22 protein-coding genes are annotated in these 19886 nt (G+C 38.3%); 11 read left to right on the plus strand and 11 right to left on the minus strand.

What is annotated here, in order from left to right:
• Positions 1-95 precede the first annotated feature (95 nt).
• The 4 genes from VB693_RS27250 to VB693_RS27265 all read left to right on the plus strand — a co-directional run bounded on the left by VB693_RS27250 (position 96) and on the right by VB693_RS27265 (position 4003).
• Complete coding sequence (locus VB693_RS27250; protein ID WP_323268972.1) at positions 96-1046, plus strand: MoxR family ATPase; 951 nt, start codon at positions 96-98, stop codon at positions 1044-1046.
• A 146-nt stretch (positions 1047-1192) separates the two neighbouring features.
• A complete protein-coding gene (locus tag VB693_RS27255; protein ID WP_323268973.1) occupies positions 1193-1522 on the plus strand; it encodes a hypothetical protein in 330 nt (109 codons plus the stop codon).
• Between the two features lie 212 nt (positions 1523-1734).
• Positions 1735-2916, plus strand: a complete 1182-nt coding sequence (locus tag VB693_RS27260; RefSeq protein WP_323268974.1) for a radical SAM protein — start codon at positions 1735-1737, stop codon at positions 2914-2916.
• A 208-nt stretch (positions 2917-3124) separates the two neighbouring features.
• Positions 3125-4003, plus strand: a complete 879-nt coding sequence (locus tag VB693_RS27265) for a hypothetical protein (RefSeq protein ID WP_323268975.1) — start codon at positions 3125-3127, stop codon at positions 4001-4003.
• A 68-nt stretch (positions 4004-4071) separates the two neighbouring features.
• Here VB693_RS27265 and VB693_RS27270 read toward each other — a convergent pair whose 3' ends face one another.
• On the minus strand, positions 4072-4965 hold the full coding sequence (locus VB693_RS27270; RefSeq protein ID WP_323268976.1) for a LysR family transcriptional regulator: 894 nt from the start codon (positions 4963-4965) through the stop codon (positions 4072-4074).
• Positions 4966-5177: 212 nt separating this feature from the next.
• On the opposite strand from VB693_RS27270, the gene VB693_RS27275 reads away from it, so the two are divergent.
• Positions 5178-5477: a hypothetical protein gene (locus tag VB693_RS27275; RefSeq protein ID WP_323268977.1), complete on the plus strand. Its 300-nt coding sequence runs from the start codon at positions 5178-5180 to the stop codon at positions 5475-5477.
• Here VB693_RS27275 and VB693_RS27280 read toward each other — a convergent pair.
• Both VB693_RS27280 and VB693_RS27285 read right to left on the minus strand, forming a co-directional pair.
• Positions 5464-5994: a GNAT family N-acetyltransferase gene (locus VB693_RS27280; protein ID WP_323268978.1), complete on the minus strand. Its 531-nt coding sequence runs from the start codon at positions 5992-5994 to the stop codon at positions 5464-5466. The two genes, VB693_RS27275 and VB693_RS27280, sit on opposite strands and share 14 nt — an antisense overlap.
• A 30-nt stretch (positions 5995-6024) precedes the next feature.
• Positions 6025-6579, minus strand: coding sequence for a pyridoxamine 5'-phosphate oxidase family protein (locus VB693_RS27285; RefSeq protein WP_323268979.1), 555 nt, complete (start codon positions 6577-6579; stop codon positions 6025-6027).
• 266 nt (positions 6580-6845) lie between these two features.
• On the opposite strand from VB693_RS27285, the gene VB693_RS27290 reads away from it, so the two are divergent.
• The gene (locus VB693_RS27290; protein WP_323268980.1) at positions 6846-7847 is read left to right on the plus strand and encodes a glutathione S-transferase family protein; all 1002 of its coding nucleotides are present in this window, start codon (positions 6846-6848) and stop codon (positions 7845-7847) included.
• A 66-nt stretch (positions 7848-7913) separates the two neighbouring features.
• Here the strand turns inward: VB693_RS27290 and VB693_RS27295 are convergent, their stop codons facing one another.
• Positions 7914-8735: an SDR family oxidoreductase gene (locus VB693_RS27295; protein ID WP_323268981.1), complete on the minus strand. Its 822-nt coding sequence runs from the start codon at positions 8733-8735 to the stop codon at positions 7914-7916.
• 421 nt (positions 8736-9156) lie between these two features.
• On the opposite strand from VB693_RS27295, the gene VB693_RS27300 reads away from it, so the two are divergent.
• Positions 9157-9285, plus strand: a complete 129-nt coding sequence (locus VB693_RS27300; RefSeq protein ID WP_323268982.1) for a hypothetical protein — start codon at positions 9157-9159, stop codon at positions 9283-9285.
• A 303-nt stretch (positions 9286-9588) separates the two neighbouring features.
• Entirely contained in the window at positions 9589-10530 is a 942-nt protein-coding gene (locus VB693_RS27305; protein ID WP_323268983.1) for an N-acetylmuramoyl-L-alanine amidase, read from the plus strand.
• A 78-nt stretch (positions 10531-10608) separates the two neighbouring features.
• On the opposite strand, the gene VB693_RS27310 is transcribed toward VB693_RS27305, so the two are convergent.
• A complete protein-coding gene (locus VB693_RS27310; RefSeq protein ID WP_323268984.1) occupies positions 10609-11193 on the minus strand; it encodes a hypothetical protein in 585 nt (194 codons plus the stop codon).
• Positions 11194-11516: 323 nt separating this feature from the next.
• Between VB693_RS27310 and VB693_RS27315 the strand changes: the two genes are divergently transcribed.
• From VB693_RS27315 to VB693_RS27325, 3 genes are all read left to right on the plus strand, one after another.
• Positions 11517-12164 carry a hypothetical protein gene (locus tag VB693_RS27315; RefSeq protein ID WP_323268985.1) on the plus strand — a complete coding sequence of 216 codons (648 nt, stop codon included), beginning with the start codon at positions 11517-11519 and terminating at the stop codon, positions 12162-12164.
• A 140-nt stretch (positions 12165-12304) separates the two neighbouring features.
• A complete protein-coding gene (locus VB693_RS27320; RefSeq protein ID WP_323268986.1) occupies positions 12305-12739 on the plus strand; it encodes a hypothetical protein in 435 nt (144 codons plus the stop codon).
• A 128-nt stretch (positions 12740-12867) separates the two neighbouring features.
• Complete coding sequence (locus VB693_RS27325; RefSeq protein WP_323268987.1) at positions 12868-13509, plus strand: hypothetical protein; 642 nt, start codon at positions 12868-12870, stop codon at positions 13507-13509.
• A 27-nt stretch (positions 13510-13536) separates the two neighbouring features.
• Here the strand turns inward: VB693_RS27325 and VB693_RS27330 are convergent, their stop codons facing one another.
• From VB693_RS27330 to VB693_RS27355, 6 genes are all read right to left on the minus strand, one after another.
• The gene (locus tag VB693_RS27330; protein ID WP_323268988.1) at positions 13537-14511 is read right to left on the minus strand and encodes a CHAD domain-containing protein; all 975 of its coding nucleotides are present in this window, start codon (positions 14509-14511) and stop codon (positions 13537-13539) included.
• A gap of 283 nt (positions 14512-14794) precedes the next feature.
• A complete protein-coding gene (locus VB693_RS27335) occupies positions 14795-16126 on the minus strand; it encodes an MFS transporter (protein WP_323268989.1) in 1332 nt (443 codons plus the stop codon).
• A gap of 124 nt (positions 16127-16250) precedes the next feature.
• Positions 16251-17129: a ferric iron reductase gene (locus VB693_RS27340; RefSeq protein WP_323268990.1), complete on the minus strand. Its 879-nt coding sequence runs from the start codon at positions 17127-17129 to the stop codon at positions 16251-16253.
• On the minus strand, positions 17129-18106 hold the full coding sequence (locus VB693_RS27345; RefSeq protein ID WP_323268991.1) for an iron-siderophore ABC transporter substrate-binding protein: 978 nt from the start codon (positions 18104-18106) through the stop codon (positions 17129-17131). The genes VB693_RS27340 and VB693_RS27345 overlap by 1 nt, the downstream gene beginning before the upstream one ends.
• Positions 18107-18124: 18 nt before the next feature.
• Positions 18125-19114 (minus strand): iron-siderophore ABC transporter substrate-binding protein, encoded by a 990-nt coding sequence (locus tag VB693_RS27350; RefSeq protein ID WP_323268992.1) that lies wholly within the window; start codon positions 19112-19114, stop codon positions 18125-18127.
• A gap of 80 nt (positions 19115-19194) precedes the next feature.
• Positions 19195-19886, minus strand: a 692-nt coding sequence (locus tag VB693_RS27355) for a TonB-dependent siderophore receptor (RefSeq protein ID WP_323268993.1), incomplete at its 5' end; no start/stop codon positions are given.

Raw genomic sequence — 19886 nt, forward strand, 5'->3', positions numbered from 1 at the left:
GATATACTGACCTGACAGCAGTCATAATTGAAACTGCGATTTTTAGATTCTGTTTGACTTTTTCCTCGTGTCCCTCCTGTTCTGCACTGAAATCTATGAGCGAAACCCGTCCAGTCTTAATTAACCTTGGCGAAAACCTTAACCAAATTATCGTCGGACAATCCAGCCTAGTACACCAGCTACTCATAGCACTATTATCAGGCGGACACATTATTTTAGAAGGTGTACCAGGAACTGGTAAAACTCTCCTTGTAAAAGTTTTAGCCCAACTTATCCAAGCAGAGTTTAGCCGCGTGCAATTAACGCCAGATGTCCTACCATCAGATATTACTGGGACAAATATTTTTGACTTAAATAGTCACAGTTTCACGTTGAAAAAAGGGCCTGTATTTACCGAAGTTTTACTCGCAGACGAAATTAACCGGACTCCTCCTAAGACACAAGCAGCTTTGTTAGAAGCAATGGAAGAGATGCAAGTCACGCTGGATGGAGAAAGTTTGCCATTGCCGGATTTATTTTGGGTAATTGCCACACAAAACCCCCTAGAATTTGAGGGGACTTATCCTTTACCAGAAGCGCAACTAGACAGGTTTTTATTCAAGCTAGTGGTAGATTACCCTGACCAATCTGCCGAAAAGCAAATGTTATTAAATCGTCAGGCTGGTTTTGCTGGGCGACGTTTAGAGATTAACCGTTTGCAAGCAGTTACAACAGTAGCAGAAATCTTACAAGCAAGACAAGCAGTTAAAAACGTCAAGGTATCTGAGACAATAATTGACTACTTGTTAGCATTGGTGAGAGCATCACGCCAGTCGGTTGATTTAGCTTTGGGCGCATCACCCCGCGCGGCTGGTGCTTGGTTACAGACTTCTCAAGCTGCGGCGTGGTTAGCTGGGCGAGATTTTGTCACCCCAGATGATATTAAAGCAGTTGCATCGCCTTTGTTGCGTCATCGCTTAATTTTGAAACCTGAAGCGATGCTGGATGGTTTACAAATTGATGTGGTAATTGCATCGGTGATGAATCAAGTACCAGTACCCAGGTAGTAATCATTATTAAGTGATGTTTCGCCGACAGAATTTTCACTGCTGTTATTCTTATGAGATTGCATAAAGCTTCGGAATCCAACCTAATTAGCAAATGTAAGGGAAAAAAACCCATCCAAGCTAATTCATAATTGGAGTTAATACCGATGAATGTCAATATTCGCTTTACTATGGCTATGATTCTCACCATTACTGGAACTCTGATTACGACAGTGGCAAAGGTAAATGCTCAATCTGTTGAGGAAGTTCAATCTCAGCCTTTGTCTACTCAAGTAAGTCCTCAAATTTTACGCAAAGTGGATATTTTGCGCCCGAACAGCAAATTCAACAGCCAAACGCAGGATCGATTCAGATTATTTGATCAGTTCCGCGATAATACGCCTGGATGGATAGAAGTAAAAAAAGATCCTTTTCAACGACGAATCGAGCAATTGCGCCCATCTGCTGTCGATACATTTCAGAAAATTGGTCATTAATTTGACAATCTTTCTTAGGGTTAGTCAGATATTGAAAATCAGTTAATTATTAATAAATTAACTCCTCTGACCTACCCTATGAATGTATCATTTGCATAAGTCCTGAAGAACCTTAATTTTTAATTAAGAATAATAATTACTGGTTGTTTGTATTAATTAAAATTACAAACAACATTTTTTAAAATTCTTCTAGCAAAACATAAAATTTAATTATGAATAAGCGAAAATTAGTTCAATTTGTCATCAAAACATCTAAGCATTGCAATTTGCGTTGTCGCTATTGCTATGAATATGAAGGGTTGGCAGATAAAACAGCCATCACTCTTGAGCAAATAGAAAATCTCTTTCGTCATGTTGCTGACTATTATCGCAATTTAGATTTTCCTGTTGATATTGAATTTATTTGGCACGGTGGAGAGCCATTGCTGCAACACCCTAGTTTTTATTGGCAAGCATTTGATCTACAAAATCAAATTTTTGATCATCCTAGCGATCGCATCACTAATGCAGTGCAAACTAATCTAACTTTACTGGATCGGGAACGTTTAAGATTATTGTCGGAAGGGTTTGATCATGTAGGTGTATCTATAGATTTATTTGGCGGATTAAGGGTCTATCAAACTGAATTAGAGTCCCAAGACCGTGTGCTTAAAAATATGGATAAGCTATTGGATGCTGGGATTAGATTTGGCTGCATCACCGTCTTAAATAAGCGCAATATTGATCGGATTGCTGACATTTATCAGTTCTATCGTTCGATGAGCTTATCTGCCAGAATTCTCCCTCTGTTTAAAGGTGCTTTTGATAATCAACACGCTGGTTTTGAAATTACCGCATATGAAACTTTGGCAGCCTATAAAAAATTTTTCGACCTCTGGATTGCAGATGATGAATTTGTATCCATAACACCTATTTCTGATGCAATTCAACAGGTTGTCTATCATTATACTCCCGATGCACCAACAGTTTTTTATGATAAGCGCGAGTGGGAATGTATTTATCTAGTTAATACGGATGGAAACCTTTACAGCTACGCCGATGCTTACAATCTAGAACGTAGCCACGGTAATATCTTTACCACGCCGATGAATAAATTAATCGATAATGAACAGCATTGGCGAATTGTCAAAGATGCAGAATCACGTATTGAACAAACTTGTAGTAATTGTCAATATTTTGGTAGTTGTAGTGGTTATCCAATGGCAGAAGGTAGCCGTGAGTATTATGAAGTTGATGATCGAGGTGTTATGCAATGTATTGTTGAACAAGGGATATTAAAATACATTGATTTCCGATTTCGTGAAATGGGTATTATTGACCAGGAGAATTATAAGATGGTTCTAGACCGTCTTAATGTTAATAGAGAAGTAAACACAGCATTAAGCTACGCTTAAACAAAGATAGATTGATGTAATTGTTAATTCTACCTGATGGTATTAGCATTGGCATTCATGAATAATACAGTTCAGTTAATATTTATGGGCGGATAGATGATGTTTTTGCTCTATTCTGAACTGTATTTGTCTTGATTGTAACTTTTTGTAATGCACTAATTTGAATAATATTTTCACTATTTTAGTATATTTTTATGGAACTCAGTATATGAATCAAATTATTGAAGATATGAAAATTATTTTGGATAGAAATGTAGAATTAAATCCCGAACGATTTTTCTTAAATAATGGTACTAGTATATTATCCGCAGCCGAGGCAAATAATCTTAATTACCTACAAAATTGCTTTATACCTACACAGGAATGGCGAAAAGTCAATTCAGTTGAACTAGAGCAATTAACTTCGATTGATGACTTGCACGGTAATTGGGATTTGGGTGGTCATATAGGTATTATTACAATCCCTGAATATCTGATTCAACCCTTGAGAGAAATTATTAGAACAATCGATATAGATTTGAGTCATTTAAGAGATGGTATGAGCAAAGTTACATTGCACCCTAACTATCAGTATGCAATACAAGCAATCCGCGCTCATCTCCAACAATATACTTTAATGACCAATGACGAAATAAAAACATTGGGAATACACTGTTCTAAACCTCAATTAATAACAACAACAGTAAATACTATTAAATATCTTCCTCGCCAGCCTTATGTAGGATTGCATTTAGATAGTTGGGAAAATTCACCTTTAAAACGTAGACATTTATCTAGTAATCGAATCTGTATCAATATTGGACAAGAGAATCGCTATTTTCTGATGATCAATCTTTCCTTAATGAAGATATTTCATTTGTTAGGGTTATCAACTATAAGTGATATCTCTAAACATTATCGTGGGGTGAAACTACCATCAGATTTTATGCTGTATTTTCCCACATATCCAGTGATGAAGATGACTTTAGCTCCCAATGAAGCTTACATTGCACCAACTGAGAATATTATTCATGATTCATCAACTTTAGACAAGCAGGAATTGGATTTTAGTCTAACTTTTCTGGGAAAATTTGGTATTTTGCATTGAGATAAAACTAGTATTTGATTTGTGAAAAACCTCATTACATCTCTCATTTTCTTCTCTCCTATTCCCTGTTAATAAATAGATTTAGCTAAAGTGTAAAAATCAAAGTCTTTGAACATTTCTAAAAATTTAAACACCGCCGGAATATGTAAAGAATCAGATAAAACAGCTATCCCCATGACTCTTTCTAATGGTTTGGGTAGGCTATAAACTTGCACTTCTGGAGGAATTGGCACTGCTGCTAAACGTGGCAGAATGGCTGCACTTAATCCTTGATTAACTAAACTAACAATAGTTGAGTCTTCTTGAATGTTGCTAGTGGTTTTGATGAAAGGTGCTACTTGTTTTAAGTGATGATGTAGAGGTCTTCCACATGGTAGACAAGCAAGTATAACTGGTGAATATGTGTCTATATCTTCCCAAGTAATTTTTAAATCGCTAATTTTAGCTTTTGGCGGAAGTAAAACAACATACTCATCCCGCAAAATTTCCCAGGCTGCAAATTCATCACTAGTGGGTACATAAGTAATACCCAAATCGGCACGTCCTTCACGCAAACATTGTTCTGCTTCCAGATAAGAAAGACATTCGATCATTGTGACAGAAATGTCTGGGAATTGGTCGTGAAATTGGGCGATCGCTTTTGGTAATAAATGAGTAGCTACACTCCGAAAAGATGCTACCCGCACGTGACCACCATGTAAACCTTTATGCAGGTTGGCTTCTTGCTGCATCATCTCTAGATGCTGCATTGCTTGGCGAGCATGATGTAAAATTCGCTCTCCCGCAGGTGTCAAAACCGCGCCATAACGACCTCTGGAAAATAAAGGTACACCTAGTTCCTCTTCTAAAGTAGCGATCGCATGACTAACTGCCGGTTGGGTAAGTTGTAATTCTAAAGCTGCTTCACTGAAATTGCCGCGCTCCGCTACTGCAACTACGGCGCGAAGTTGGGAAACTTTCATGGACAATTTATGATGTTAATTTTATACAATCATTTACTTAATGACGGGTCAAAAACAATTTCAGAGAATTTTATTCTGAATCTATATCCTTTATTCTGACATCTTTTGTTTTCTATAAATACAATTTATAGAAACTATACAAGCCATGATTTGATTACAAATAGGGATGTTGTTAAAGTGATGTTGACTCGATCACAATCAGGAATAATCTTATGCAAGATGATATTGGGTGTCTACAATCTAAAGACATAGAAACACCTACTAGCATAATATTTAGACATAATTTCTGCTGGGGATTTTTACATAAAATTTGGCAAAAAGTAGTAAAAATATTACTAACAGAATCAAACGAAATTCAGGTTAATCAAAAGGTTGACCGTCACGGTAATAAATATTGGCAGGCCTACGACCCTGTAACAAGGATGTCTTTTACTTCAGGTTCAGAGGTTGATATCCGTATGTGGATTGAACAAATCTACAAGTATCAACAAACTAACTCTAGTAATTGGTAATATTCCTGCTTTTCAAATCTAGTTTCATCTTTAAAGATATCCCACCAACTCGGTTAATTTTTTCACTACCCGGAATGACTTCCCAACCCAACTTTTGATATAAATGTAAGGCTGGATTAGATTGTCGGATACTCAGGGATATTGAGGGATAAACAACTTTAGCGGCTGCTAGTAAATGTGTCATTAACTCTGTACCAATACCTTGATTTCTATATTCAGGGTAAACTGCGATCGCTAATTCAGGTGTTTGCTCATCAACAAAACCATACCCTTGATTTTCCCCAGCTAGTAAACGCAACCATACCGCCCCTATTGACTGCTGGCTACTTACCAAAGTAGCCACAAAACCCATGTCATCTTTTAAACCCCAATTGCTGACATACCTTGCCAACTCAGGATGATTCATGGCATCCTGTACGGTCAAATCACCTTCTTCTGCCATGTGCGCTGCTTCATAGAGCATTTCCCACAAGAAAGGTTCGTCCTGTTGTGTAAGTTGACGAATTGCGTAATCCATGCGCTAAATTTTCCTAAAAAGTCACTCTACTCAAGGTAATTTACTCAGGGGAGTAGCTAAACCGTCAATGCTAACAAGATTTTTTTGTTGTTGATAGTCTTTGACTCCCTGTTCTCCTTTTTTATCCGCCCAATTGACTAGAGTTTGGCGTTGACCTTTATATTCATAGAGTGGTACACCAAAACCACAGGATGTTTGCACACGTTCCACATCCACAATGATAATTTGACGAATTCCAGGGATTGGAGGAAACAATGAATACAAGGAATGCCAATCAGGGGAAATTGGTAGAATTGTTCTGCCCCGTCCATAGAGACGTAAGATGCAAGGGGGTTCTTCAAAGGCGCAAAACATCAAAGTAATTCGCCCGTTTTCTTCTAGATGGGCTGAAGTTTCGTTGCCACTGCCGGTTAAATCTAGGTAAGCGACCTGATGGGGAGAAATCAGCCGCAAACAATCTAATCCTTTAGGTGATAAATTCACATGACCATCAGGACTCAGGGGTGCAGAAGCAACAAAGAATAGTTGTTGAGCTGCGATAAAGCTTTGCAGTTGTGCTGTAATACAGTCAAAAACTTTAGCCATAGACTATAAAAACAGTGAGTAGGGAGTAGCAAAATACTTTACCATTGATATCTGATTTGGTTAAGTCTGATTGCGCAGCTAGGACTATTTTGAGCTTTTGATAGCTTCTTGATAGTAAGTAATCAACCTCTCAATAATTTTAACTAAAATGCGATCGCATTTTAGTTGCGTAGCGAAGGGTAGCCACAGGTTTTTCCGTTAGGATTTTATCAGGCGCAAGTCAAAAGACACAATCTTGATTTATTCCACCGGGGAAGGTATTCACCATGACTGGTATCAGCAAGGCTAAGAAAAAGGGGAAATCTTTACCTCCTAAGCTCATCATTGGCATGGGTAAATTTGTGTGGACAAATATTTGGCAGATAATGATGTCAAAACTTGCTCCTCGAAATCAATCAGGAGAGTATATTCGTCCTAGTAGCGAGTTTAGAAATTTTATCCAATCTGGGGAAAATAGTCCCTATCAACCAGCAACCGGACGTTATACCCTTTTCATCGGCATGGGTTGTCCTTGGGCGCACCGCACGCTAGTAGTTCGGGCGTTGAAAGGATTAGAAGCAGCCATATCAGTATCAGTAGTTTCTCCGTCTGCGGAGTCGGGTGGTTGGGTGTTTGACTCCCCGGCGGAAAATTGTTCTACTCTGGCTGAATTATATGCCCTTGCCAAACCTGGGTATAGTGGACGTTCTACAGTGCCAGTGTTATGGGACAAACAAACAAAGACTATTGTGAATAATGAGAGTGCAGATATTATTATCATGCTGAACTCTGAATTTAATGAGTTTGCCTTAAATCCCATACTGAATCTCTACCCAGAGGAGTTAAAACAAAAAATTGAGTCTTGGAATGAGAAAATTTACAGCTATGTCAACAATGGGGTGTATCGTTGTGGTTTTGCTCAGACACAAGAGGCTTACAACAAAGCTTGTGATCAGCTATTTACAACTCTGGATGAGATTGAGGGTACACTGGCTGATAGTAAATATCTGTGCGGAGATAATATCACTTTAGCCGATGTGCGACTGTTCACGACGTTATTCCGGTTTGATATTGTCTATTACGGTTTGTTTAAGTGTAACCGCCGCCGAATCAAGGATTATGAGCATTTGAGTGTCTATTTGCGTAACTTATATCAGCTACAAGGCGTTGCTGATACTTGTGATTTGGAGAGTGTGAAGCGAGATTATTATGGCAATCTTTTCCCCCTCAATCCCGGTGGTATTATTCCCTCCGGGCCTGATATGTCATATTTGAATCTTGATTGCTGATGAAACCAGAAGAACTCCACCCCGTTCACCCAAAACACAGTATATTTTGGGCTATTTTTATTATTTCTAGATTTTACTTAGCTGAGAAAATAGTTTTTCCCAGTCAATTGCAGGTGATCTGCTTCCTTTATTGACTAATTCAAAAACTTGTCCTTCAGTCGATGGGTAAAAAAGAGATTCCACACAAGCTGCGGCGACATCAATTCTACTAGCATCACCTGCTAGGGTATCACCTTTACCAACAACGACATCTAACTTACCGCCTGTAGTAGCTTTCAAAAGAGTATTGAGATCGTAGGAAGTATAAGGGCCATCAATCAAGCGTCCTGGACGAATGATTGTGTAAGGTAATCCCGAATTGATAATTGCTTTCTCACCCTTTTGTTTAGCATCCAGCACACCAAAGCCATTGAGAATACTAAAAGGGGGTTGATTTTTACGGAGAATTCCCACGGATGAAATAAAAACAAACCTTTTCAGAGTGCTGGGTACAACAGCAACTAAGTTACTTACACCCACAAAATCAACCTTTTGCGGTGTATTTTTTGCCTTAGCTTCTCTGTAGTCAGCATCCAGAAAAATCTTTACCCAATCAATCAGGTTAGGTTTGGGGTCAAAATCCCATCTAGCAGAAGGAAAAGCAGTAGTTCCAGTACAACAGATGATGTGAGTGACATTCTCTACTGCTGCGGTGAGTGTGCTTGGTTCGCGGATATCCCCAACCACAATTTCTACCTTGTCATCAAACATCTTTGTAGCTTTTTGTGCATTCCGAGTTAGAGTACGTACCCTGACATTCTTCTCCAAAAGTTTTCCTACTACCAGTTGTCCCACACCACCAGTTGCACCAGCAACTAACACCAAATCATCATCTTTCATCAAAGTCATAACTGTTCCACAGATAGCCTACTGTTAATCTACTCAAAATATGAGTACGCAGTTTGCTACCACAGGCTTAATTTGTAATTCCCTATGTACCAGTTATCTTGTGGATGAGGGTGATTTCCTAATCCCCAATCCCCAATAAGTCAAAAGCCCGGCTGTGATAACCGGGCTTTTGATAATTGTAAAGGGGATATATTCCCCAAAGGGTTCAATATAAAGTTTCTGTATAAACCGTTGTATTTGACTCTACTAATCATTAATACCACTGCGTTTTGAGGATTTCCGGAAAATTAGCAAAATTTTTTGAGAAAATCAATCCAGGAAACTACTGAGAGTATAAACGCGTAGACTGGACAATGGAGGAGAATTTCTAGTTATTTACCGCATTTTTACTGATGAATAATCTATCTGGTAGCTGGCAAGAGTGGTTAACGGTATCAATTTATTTGGGGTTGACAGTATTTGTGATGTGGTGCGTGTTCGCTACACAGAGGAGGTGAGGGGACAGGTGACAGGTGACAGGGAAGAAAAGCTAACGACTAATGACTCTTGACTAAATACTTAAACCAACACACACTTATGGAGGCGATGGTCTCCGACCGACCGTAGGCCATTGCTTGCTTATGGAGTAGATTTGTATTCAAGACGTTGGTGCAGATATATTTTGTTAAAATACGAACTTGGTAAATAAAATTATTCTCAGTAATATGTTGGTTGTGCAATGTCGCTGTCATAGCGATCGCCTAGGGTGGGCGAAATGCCAACGCCTACGGTGGTGCGGAGCATCATCGCACACACTCAACACGGCAAATAAACAGCATTGGGAGTATTGGAAAAATCAGTTGAGGATTAACACATGAAATATGGCATTGATATCGGACATAATTCCCCACCAGATACCGGAGCTAGAGGGATAAAATTTGAGGATAATTTAAATGTAGATGTTGGGAATAGAGTTATATCTAAGTTACAAGCTTTAGGACATGAAGTCATATCGTGTAAGCCTGATCGGTCTACGTCAGTCCAAAATTCACTCTCACAAAGATGTAACAAAGCTAATGCTGCTAGAGTTGAAGTCTTTGTTTCAATCCATTTTAATGCTTTTAACGGACAAGCTAACGGGACGGAAGTCTTTGCCGCTAGTGATTCAGGTAGAAGAATTGCCCAACCTGTATTAAATGAAATTGTTAAATTAGGATTTTTTAACCGTGGGGTTAAGAATGGATCTCACTTATTTGTCTTGCGAAATACAAATATGCCGGCAATTCTTGTAGAGTGTTGCTTTATAGATTCACAAAAAGATATGAATCTGTTCGATGCTGAAGCAACAGCCAATGCAATTGTTAAAGGCTTGACAGGTAAACTACCTAGCGTTCCAGTAAATTCTGTTCCAGATGAAGAACAGAATATAGATACTAGTGTGATGAGACTGCAAAGGTCTTTAAATCGGCTCAAAATCACCGATAGAAATGGCAAAGTATTAGTTGAAAATAATCAACTCAACGCCGAAACAAAATTTGCCATAGAGAGATTTCAAGGCATTGTTGGTATTGAGAGAACTGGTATTGTCGGGGAAACTACTTGGAGCATAATTAATCAGATTTTAGCCAAACGCATCATCAGACCTAATCATGCTGGCGGCCCAGTAGTCAAATATATACAATACCGAGTAGGTGTAGATGCTGACGGTATTTTCGGACCACAAACAGAAGCAGCAATTAAGAGATTTCAAAGACAAAATGGGTTACTTGCTGATGCAATCATCGGGCCAGCGAGTTGGCAAAAGTTAATTGGTTAGTTTACCCAAGTCTGCGGACAAAAAGTTAAAAGTCAAAATGTGAAGATTTTCTTACTTTTGACTTTTGACTTCCTTTAATTAACCACGATTCCGTTCTAATAACAGCATCATGAGCAAGCTGAGTATAACTTGTTCTTCTTCGCGATCGCTGAGTTGATCGACTGGTTTAATGATAAATTTTCGAGAAAGAAACGTCGGGATTTTCTCTAACCGCATCACAACTGTACCATCAGCCCGACTCACCAAATACACAGGATTGAACACATAACCAGTGAACAACCCCAAAATCGGGATTTCTGCCAATAGTGCATCTGCAACCTTTACCCAAGGATTTTGCTCTTGAATATTTAAATGAGTCGCATCACCATCAAAGATATCATAACGAGCTTTCCACAGGGATTTTAACCCACGGCGTTTGACTGCACCAATATAAGCACCGTTACTGTCGGTGAAGTCATACCGAGCTGAGAAATCAATAATGCGATCGGCTTTAACATAGTAAAGAGGACGAGTACGTTCCGCATCAGCAAAGACGGTAATCGCTTCTTTGAGTTTGAATAATTTTTGCTTAACGTAGAAAACCAAATTATTTTGGGAATCAGCAACAGATATTTGTGGTGCGAATGCCCAGAGTTTAAACGTAAGTTCCAGTGGATACTGCATAGTGTCAATGAAAACAACCGAATTTATAACTTCATTATTAATCCCATTTATGACCAATGTATAACAAGCCACCAATTAATTAATATGAAGAGTGCAGAGTTGAAAGTGCTGTTAGCGGTAGCGAGGCGTTGAGCAGCGTACTCTTTTTCTTACTCAGCACTCAGCACTAAAGTGCTGACTACAAACCCTCAAAACTAGGGTTGAGATTTTTTCCGGAAAAATTGGCAAGGGGTTGCATAAACAGACAAAGGTCAACCTATTGAATCAGTGAAGGGGTTTCAACCCAAACTACACATCAACACTGAAATTTGAGGAACATGACCATGAAATTACGCCACTTAACCAGTTCTTTACTCACCGCAACTGCATTATTAACCAGCACACTTCCCGCTTTTGCCGGGCCTTTTGATGCTCAACCCGCAGGTATTTTTAAGCCTATTAATGTAGTCCCCAGTAAAGTTGGCAATACAACTCCTAGCACACCCGCACCTACCAGTAACCCAGTTGGTAACACGGAAATTCAAGGCTTAGGCGACCATCAATCTTGGGTTGATCCCAACACACTAGCAAAAGACCCCCGCGCTTTGTGTAGTGATGTCGGTTTAGGTAACAACACCCGCACCAGCAACAGCAAAATCGCCTTAGCTACATCTACCAGCACTCGTTCTAGTTCTTCTCGCAGCCATAATGATGGCGGTGGCGGTGGTGTCAGCATCTTTGGTATTGGTGTCAGTGGTAATGGTAGTAGCCAAGGAAACCAAAGTAACAGTAACTCCAAAGATACCCGCAATAACAGCACAGATGAACGTAGTAGCAGTTCTGCAACTGTAGTTCAAGGAAAAAATTGTGATGCGTTCGTTAACTCCGCCGCCGCTAGGGATATGAACTACCAAGATAACCTCACCCGCCGCTATGAAATCAAAACTGGTCGTCGTGGACAACAGGTTAACCAATTACTCGAAGATAAATAATAATTAGAGGTGTAAGGGAAATAGTCCATCTCCAATTCCCTCATTCCTCTAAGTCTGAAACAATTATTTTTAAATTTTGAATTCTTACGCCGCCGGGGTTAGTTAGTACCCTGGCAATTGCTTTATGTTTAGGAGAAACCATGAATACCAGACTACGAGGGGGAATCATTGCCCTCACTACAACCTTATTGTTGAGTGTCACACCTTTAGTTAGTGCTGAAACTCCTTCTCGCTCAATTCGTAATTCGCAAATTTTACCCTATCTATTAGATAATCCCCATGATAGCTCGTTAGTAAGAGTGCGTTGTGTTCCCAAGTTTAGGCAAGGAGAAAACAGAAAGCGCAGTATTATTAGAGACAGTCTCTTAAACTCCAATTCGCAACGCCATGATACTGTCACTATTGAAATAGAAGGTAATTGTCGCAATGTCAGAGTTCGGGTGCAAGAAGACTCAAACTATTCTGATTACCAAGTTGAGAGTCCTTACGTAGACGATAATTATCCCGACGTTGAAGATAGTTGGTTAACCCGTGAGGGTTCGGGATGGCATTGGCTATTACGAAATCAACGATGATATTCCCATACCCAAAAACAGTTTGTGATTTTTTCCAGAAACAGGCTGCATAAACCCAGAATCACCAACCTATTGATTAAGTGAAGGGATTAACACCCAAAACACTGAAATCAAAGGAAAAAATGACAATGAAAACCCAAACCTTTTTAAGCCTCGCCTGTTCTCTGTCTATTTTAGGTGGTTTAACACTACCAGCTACAGCCCAACCTGTTCCCACCGAAGCAACTCAACCCCAGGTAGTCAACTCAGAAATTAGCATTCCCCAAGATACAGCACTCATCGTTTCTTTCCCCGCACCGATTACCGTAGATGTAGGGCAAAAAAAGGACTATCCCCTGACTGTTCCTTTAGCTAGTGCCATTAAAGATGCTCAAGGTAACATCATTGCACCAGAAAATACTCCTGTTAGCATAGTGTTAAAACCAAGCGATGGCGGTGCAAAAATTGTCGCTCAATCTATAGTGATTAATGGCCGCATCGTTGCTATTAAAGCATCTAGCCAAACCATCCCCGGTACTACTATTACCCACAAGCGAGCTAATGACAAAGCTGTAGAAAATGGTTCTATTTTTGGTAGGATTGGCGGTAGCATTATGGGATTTTCCAGCAATGGCGATCCAGATCAGTTTGACAGGGGTGCAATGTTAGGTAGTGCTGTCGGTTTGATTTCTGGTTTGCGTTCCGCAGAAAATACCCGTGTGGTGCAGATTCCCCAAAGTAGTGTTTATGTATTGTCCCTAGACACTCCTATCACTTTGTCTGCTCGCTAAAGACTGGAGGTTAATTAACCTCACTCCCTAATTGACAACGGGATGCAGGATTGTGAGATGAAAGTTATGTCTATTTTCTGCTTGCAAATATCGTTCTTGTAAAGGTTGCCATTCTTGCCACCACCGATAACGATTAGCAGTTAATAAGCTAGTGAATTTAGGTAATTTGGTGTTAATGTCTGACTTGAATACATCCATTAACCACTCACCCATAACTACACTATCTTGAATGTTGCCCAAAATATCTTGAATGTTTTTTATGTCTGCAATATGAGCCATGTAAGACTCGCTATATAACTCAGTAAATAATTCCATTTGGTAGCGTAAACGCTTGGCTTGTTTTCGTAAATCGTGAATAGCTTCGCCTTTATTCGTCAAAATTTTTTCTATCTCTTCTGTTGGCAATTCAGTATAAATTTTCACTCCAGAATCTACAATTTTAGTCCCTACCAAAAATCCAGGATGGAGCAAAAATTGACTTAGTTCAGGTAATAGTAAATCTGGTAGTACCTGCTGAATTGGGAGAGATGCTAAGGGTTTATAAGCTGGTTTTTCTAACCATTCTTGCAAAGATTGTTTTAAGGATTTATAAGATTCATCCTTCAAAGTTGTTAGGGTTTTAGTCACAGCATCTTCACGCTGTTTAGCTAAAGCATGAAAAGCTGTTTGTAGAGCTTTTTGTTCTTTGGAGGGTAAGTTTGGTTGATAAATAGTTTCTAAACTTTGCTTTAATACATCTAAGTCACGCAGATTACCAAGACGGCGAGCAATTTTACCGACATTTTTCTCACTAGCCTGCTTAGGTAAATTTAATACTATGTCAAACCGACTAATAGCTGTGCGTAGGCGACGCATCCCAACTCGCATTTGATGTAGTGCTTCTGGATCTTCATCTTTCTTAACAGGTTTTTCCCACTTCAATGTTTTATTAATGTGTTTTTCAATAGCCTGATAAGCGTAGTTTCCTAGAGTTTTTACTGTAGATTCTGTAGCTAATTGCATGGTTGATAGTAATGACTTAAACAGGTTATTGCATAATAGCATTAGTTAAAAATTTCTATCTATCTGCTGATAGTTATCTTTTTATCAGAGTTGGAGCTTTTAGTATTGTGATTAACAGCAGAAAAAATTCAGCCGTTAGTTTTCATGAGGATAAAAAACTATTTCTCTAGTTTTGAGGCGGCGTTTTTGTACTTTTTCAGAGTAAGTGTAATGGCGTTTTGCGATCGCCACAAACAAAATAGAATTCTTATGTCAGTAATTGTATTATTTAACACTGGATTCATCACTTTAATTGACTATACTCCGCATCATGGTCGGGGAGAATATCTTCTACATCCCGCAGCACAGGTACAAAGAAACCCAGGAAACCAACCAGCAACATACACACCGCACAAATCACATATAACAGCGCAATTCCTGCACCAGTACCAGTTCCAAATAATCCTCCAAGAAGACTAACCAGAACACCACCTGATTGTAAGGCAGGTGTAAAAACTTGATCTGCCAATAGCCCTGCTACTAAATAGCCTACCGCAGAACCGATCTGTAAAAGTAGCGATCGCGCCGCAAAAACTCTTCCTTGCACATTGGGTGGTACTTTCGCTAACCAAATAGCACTATCCGAACTGCCATTTAAAGGGAAATTGAACGAAGAACAAAATTGTGCCGGAATCCAAACCCAAGGTGTTCTACCCAAACCAAAGACAATTTTACTGATACCTGCACCCATCATCCCCAATAAAACGCCTTTAATTTTCCGTTTAAAACCACCCCCAGTGCTAACAATTATTGCCCCTGTCACACCACCAAAACCAGCCGCAGCAGCCAAGCTACCTAGCACTAAAGTATTATTATTAGTGCGCGACAAAATCATTGGCGAGTAAAGGGAATTTCCCATATCATGGGGTAGCCAAAACAATAAATTAACTATTAACAATGCCAGCAAACTTTTGTGAGTAGTAATATAACGCCAACCCAATCCTAAATCTTGCCAAATATCAACTACTCTTTCGTTGTTTGTCGTTTGCACTGGTTGCGGAATACTAACTAAAAATAAGCTGCTAATTGCGATAGCAAAAGTAAAGATATCAATTAACCAAATTCCTAGAAAACCAATGACAGTGTAAAGATACCCCGCCAAAGCAGGGGCAATAATTTGACTACCGTAACCGGATAAAAATTCTAGACTACTAGCACGAGTATAGTGTTGTTTAGGAATCATCAGTGATACTGATGCTGAGTACGCCAAAGATTGAAATTGATTAAAAGTTCCAACAATCGCGCCTGTCAGGTAGAAGTGCCAAATCTGTAGATTATTGGTAAGATGCAACAACAAAATTACAATTGTGCTGAGAACTGCAACTGTATCACCCACCATCATTAAAAATTTGCGGTTAAATCTGTCTACAATTACACCACTAATGGGAGTAATAATAATACTTGGTAACAAACTAAAAAAACCTACCAGAGTCAGGGTTGTGGCTTTACCTGTAATTTCCCATGCCCAAATTTCAATTGCAAAGCCAGTCATATTGCTACCGATGGTAGAAACTAATTGACCAAGCCAAACGATGAGAAAATTACGCATACTAGCTGGATTTGGTTGTTGTGGCATAAAAATTCTCTTACTCTCTGCGCGACGGACACTTTCGACAAGCCAGGAAACCCGCCCACCGAAGTGTCCTCCTCTGCGTGAAAAAAATCCTCCCGTAAAATATGCAACGCCCATGAATATAATTTCAGTCAGATTCTTTCATGTATTCCTTGATTTGGGTAATTCGTTCCTGTGGTTTTAATAGAGGACAGTTTGTACACTTTTCATCAAATGGAGGAATAAAAGCATATAAACAACAGGTAAGACGGACTGTGGTTGTAGCTGGTAAACCGGGTTCATTGAGTTGTTCAGTACGTACTAAGTTGTAAAGAGGATTGCGTCCCGGCATAACTGAACTGTATGGTTGTTCATACAAGACCGAATAATCTGTTTGTATCGCCTCTGAATTTGTACATTTATTGATTTCAGCAAACTGTCCTTCTGAAGCGTTCACCGCATTACCCCACATAGTTTTTTTGGAGAGTTTGGTTAAGCGATGAACACGGTCTATCATTGGGGCTAGATTACGCTGGAATAAACCTGTAAATACAGCTTGGTGTAAGGCTTCTACACTATTTACTATTTTTCCGGGGTAGTCTTGGGGAATGGGAATAGGTAATCTCTGAGGATAAATTACAGTACCACTCAAATCATGAAACCATAAAGCTTTGGGTTCACCGTCTTCTAATACAAAACTCACATTATTTAATCCAGCATCTAAACCGACACCAGCCCAAGTCATCAAGGCTAAAACACCCGGTAATGTTGTCCAGCTATAAACTTTGTTCCAGATGGATGCAGCAATGCGAATATCTTGAGTTTTTTGGTATATATCACTGGCTTGCCAACGAGATAAAAGTCTATCTGCTTGTAAATAATTATTTAATGAAATTACCTCAGCACCATCAGGAGGCTGAGTAAAAATTATGCAGTCTGTATAGAAACTATCTAAAGTGTGTTGAGCAAGAGTAAATATTTCTTGTAAGAAATTTTGTACACTATTGTTAGTTATTTGTTGAAACATTATTTTCTTATTAAGTATTTAAATAGGTCATCTAAAATGGCATTAGCTGATAGAATATTGCCAAATATCCAGTAACCAGAATCAACAGTATATACTCGCTGATTTTTCACTACATTTAGTTTTTGCCATAAAGGACTATTTTGATATTTTTGAAAAGAATCTTCTGCACCAGGATCTAAAGCCACAAACAAAAAATCTGCATCTAATAACTCTAAACGCTCTAAACTAACTGAAACTAAAGGCTGATTTTCATAAGTAGTCAGTTGATTTTGCATCTCTGGTAGAGGTATTCCCACTTCTGTAAACAGACTTCCAGGAAATGAATATTTAGTGCGAAACTCTGTAAATTGATTACCAGCATAAAAGCGACTCACAGAAATGGTTTTTTCTTTGAGATTATGATTTATAAAGGTGCGTAATTCTTGAACTCGTTGTTGATATTGCTCAAGTAATTTTTGTGCTTTCTCACTTTTTTCTGTGATTTCAGCAATCCGTGAAAAAGCATCTTTCCAACCATTTTGAATATAATCTAGTGTAACTGTGGGTGCTATTTGAGAAAATAATTTGTATTGTTCTGTGCTGACAGAAAAACCCAAAATTAAATCTGGATTTAATTGCACCATTTTTTCTATATTTGGCTGACCATCTTTCCCTAAAGAAACTATACCTTCGGCTTTTTTACCCAAATTTGGTATTATGCTACCTGTAATATTAGGCTGTGCTGTTGCTATTGGTTTTAAGTTCAGTGCAAGTAATACTTCCATAGAAGTTTCATCTAAAGCAATAACGCGCTGAGGCTTTACAGGAATACAGCTTTCACCTAAAGGATGTTTGATTACTCTACACTCAGATGTTTTTATTCTTGTCGTTATCAAGTCGGGATTTTCAGGAGAATTAATATAACAACTATTAACCAAAACTAAAGTTAGGGGTATGAGAATAAATAATTTGATGTAGCGAATTAAAAAATGTTTCATTATTAGATATTAAATTAATTATTCCATTAAATATTTAATGAGGTCATCTAAAATAGCATTAGCTGATAAAATATTTCCAAAAATCCAGTAACCAGAATCAACGGTATATACATGATTATTTTTTACTACATTTAGTGTTTGCCATAGAGGACTATTTTGATATGTTTGAAAATTTTCTTCCGCACCTGGGTCTAATGCTATAAACATCGCGTCTGATTCTAGTAAATCTACACGTTCTAAACTAACATTGTTATAACTGACATTTGCACCTCTACTAACTTGCCATTGTGCTAGAGGGATAGATAATTTTAATTCCTCTAAAATGCCGACAGGAAATGATAATTGATTCAAAAATTGTGTAAATTGAATAGTTGTGTAAAATCGCATGACAGAAATTTCTGTATTTTTAAGTTTTTTAGAAAAAATCAAGCTTAATTCTCCAACTCTTTGTTGATATTCTGCTAGTAGCTTTTCTGCTTCTAGATTTTTATCAAGTATTTTAGCAACCTGTATTAAGGTTTCTTTCCAGCCTGTTTCTTTATAATTAATAGAAAATGTTGGAGCTATTGCAGAAAATAATTGATAATTTTGAGGACTGATAAAAAAACCTACAATTAAATCAGGATTCAATTTGACAATTGATTCAAAGTCGGGATTACTTTCCTTACCTAAATCAATAATTCTATCTATTTTACCTTTCAATATAGATGATTTATTTCCTACTCGATTTGCTGTTGTTGCTGCTATTGGTTTTAAACCTAAAGCTACTAAAATCTCTAAACTCTCTTGGTCAGTTACAATGATACGTTGGGGATTTAGAGGAATACAGGTTTCTCCTAATTCATGCTTAATATTTCGACACTCAGATGTGAGTAAGTTGACTTTTGATGAGTAGCTTTCTGGCAGAGAAAAGTTATAACAACCCTTGAGGAATATTAAAGACAGGGTTATTACCAAAAATAATTTTATGTAATAAAACCATTTATTCAACATTGTATTTTTCGGCAATGAATTTGCTCATAAAACAGCCCTAAGATAAATCAAGGGCTGTATTTAATTAATCTTCAATCAAAATAGCAATTTGTCAATTACAATTGCCAACCCAATGTGAATTTTACCGTGCGGGGTGCGCCAGGATAAACGCGCAGCAGACTTTCACCTGCTTCAAAATACTCATTGTCAAATAAGTTTTGTACATTCAAAGCTGCTCGGAAATTATTTTTGCGGTAAAACAAAGCGGCATCGGTACGTAAGTAACTGGGTAGGCTAAAGCTATTGTCTAAATTTCCCTGTCTTTCTCCTACATAAAAAAGTCCTAAACCAAAGCCTAATCCTTGGAGATTTCCCTGTTGCAATTCGTAGGTACTCCACAAACTAAAAGCGTGTTCTGGTACATTATTAATGCGATTTCCGACTGGAATATCATTGTCTTCGGTTACTTGTGCATCTGTGTAAGCGTAGCCACCAATTATTTTCCATCCTGGTGCAATTTCACCTGTGATATCTAGTTCAACACCTCGACTTCTTTGTTCTCCTGTTTGAATAGAAGTATTACCACTGGGATCTCTTTGATCAGTAGTAAGAACATTTGCACGTGTGATTTGATATAAAGCTAGAGTAGAAGAAAGATTTTCTGTCCAATCTACTTTCATTCCCACTTCATACTGAGTTCCCCGTTCTGGTTTAAAAAGTGTATTTTCAAAACTTGTGCCAGTTACTTGTTGAAATGAACGGCTATAGTTAGCGTATAAAGAAATGGCTTGACTGGGTTGGTAGACAA

It is taken from the genome of Anabaena sp. UHCC 0399 (genome assembly GCF_034931465.1).
In the GTDB taxonomy this organism is placed as follows: Bacteria; Cyanobacteriota; Cyanobacteriia; order Cyanobacteriales; family Nostocaceae; genus Trichormus; species Trichormus minutissimus.

What these genes read in the sequence shown, in the direction of transcription:
- VB693_RS27250 (WP_323268972.1), top strand. Translation starts at nt 96, where the DNA reads ATGAGCGAAACCCGTCCAGTCTTAATTAACCTTGGCGAAAACCTTAAC.
- VB693_RS27255 (WP_323268973.1), top strand. Translation starts at nt 1,193, where the DNA reads ATGAATGTCAATATTCGCTTTACTATGGCTATGATTCTCACCATTACT.
- VB693_RS27260 (WP_323268974.1), top strand. Translation starts at nt 1,735, where the DNA reads ATGAATAAGCGAAAATTAGTTCAATTTGTCATCAAAACATCTAAGCAT.
- VB693_RS27265 (WP_323268975.1), top strand. Translation starts at nt 3,125, where the DNA reads ATGAATCAAATTATTGAAGATATGAAAATTATTTTGGATAGAAATGTA.
- VB693_RS27270 (WP_323268976.1), bottom strand. Translation starts at nt 4,965, where the DNA reads ATGAAAGTTTCCCAACTTCGCGCCGTAGTTGCAGTAGCGGAGCGCGGC.
- VB693_RS27275 (WP_323268977.1), top strand. Translation starts at nt 5,178, where the DNA reads ATGCAAGATGATATTGGGTGTCTACAATCTAAAGACATAGAAACACCT.
- VB693_RS27280 (WP_323268978.1), bottom strand. Translation starts at nt 5,994, where the DNA reads ATGGATTACGCAATTCGTCAACTTACACAACAGGACGAACCTTTCTTG.
- VB693_RS27285 (WP_323268979.1), bottom strand. Translation starts at nt 6,579, where the DNA reads ATGGCTAAAGTTTTTGACTGTATTACAGCACAACTGCAAAGCTTTATC.
- VB693_RS27290 (WP_323268980.1), top strand. Translation starts at nt 6,846, where the DNA reads ATGACTGGTATCAGCAAGGCTAAGAAAAAGGGGAAATCTTTACCTCCT.
- VB693_RS27295 (WP_323268981.1), bottom strand. Translation starts at nt 8,735, where the DNA reads ATGACTTTGATGAAAGATGATGATTTGGTGTTAGTTGCTGGTGCAACT.
- VB693_RS27305 (WP_323268983.1), top strand. Translation starts at nt 9,589, where the DNA reads ATGAAATATGGCATTGATATCGGACATAATTCCCCACCAGATACCGGA.
- VB693_RS27310 (WP_323268984.1), bottom strand. Translation starts at nt 11,193, where the DNA reads ATGCAGTATCCACTGGAACTTACGTTTAAACTCTGGGCATTCGCACCA.
- VB693_RS27315 (WP_323268985.1), top strand. Translation starts at nt 11,517, where the DNA reads ATGAAATTACGCCACTTAACCAGTTCTTTACTCACCGCAACTGCATTA.
- VB693_RS27320 (WP_323268986.1), top strand. Translation starts at nt 12,305, where the DNA reads ATGAATACCAGACTACGAGGGGGAATCATTGCCCTCACTACAACCTTA.
- VB693_RS27325 (WP_323268987.1), top strand. Translation starts at nt 12,868, where the DNA reads ATGAAAACCCAAACCTTTTTAAGCCTCGCCTGTTCTCTGTCTATTTTA.
- VB693_RS27330 (WP_323268988.1), bottom strand. Translation starts at nt 14,511, where the DNA reads ATGCAATTAGCTACAGAATCTACAGTAAAAACTCTAGGAAACTACGCT.
- VB693_RS27335 (WP_323268989.1), bottom strand. Translation starts at nt 16,126, where the DNA reads ATGCCACAACAACCAAATCCAGCTAGTATGCGTAATTTTCTCATCGTT.
- VB693_RS27340 (WP_323268990.1), bottom strand. Translation starts at nt 17,129, where the DNA reads ATGTTTCAACAAATAACTAACAATAGTGTACAAAATTTCTTACAAGAA.
- VB693_RS27345 (WP_323268991.1), bottom strand. Translation starts at nt 18,106, where the DNA reads ATGAAACATTTTTTAATTCGCTACATCAAATTATTTATTCTCATACCC.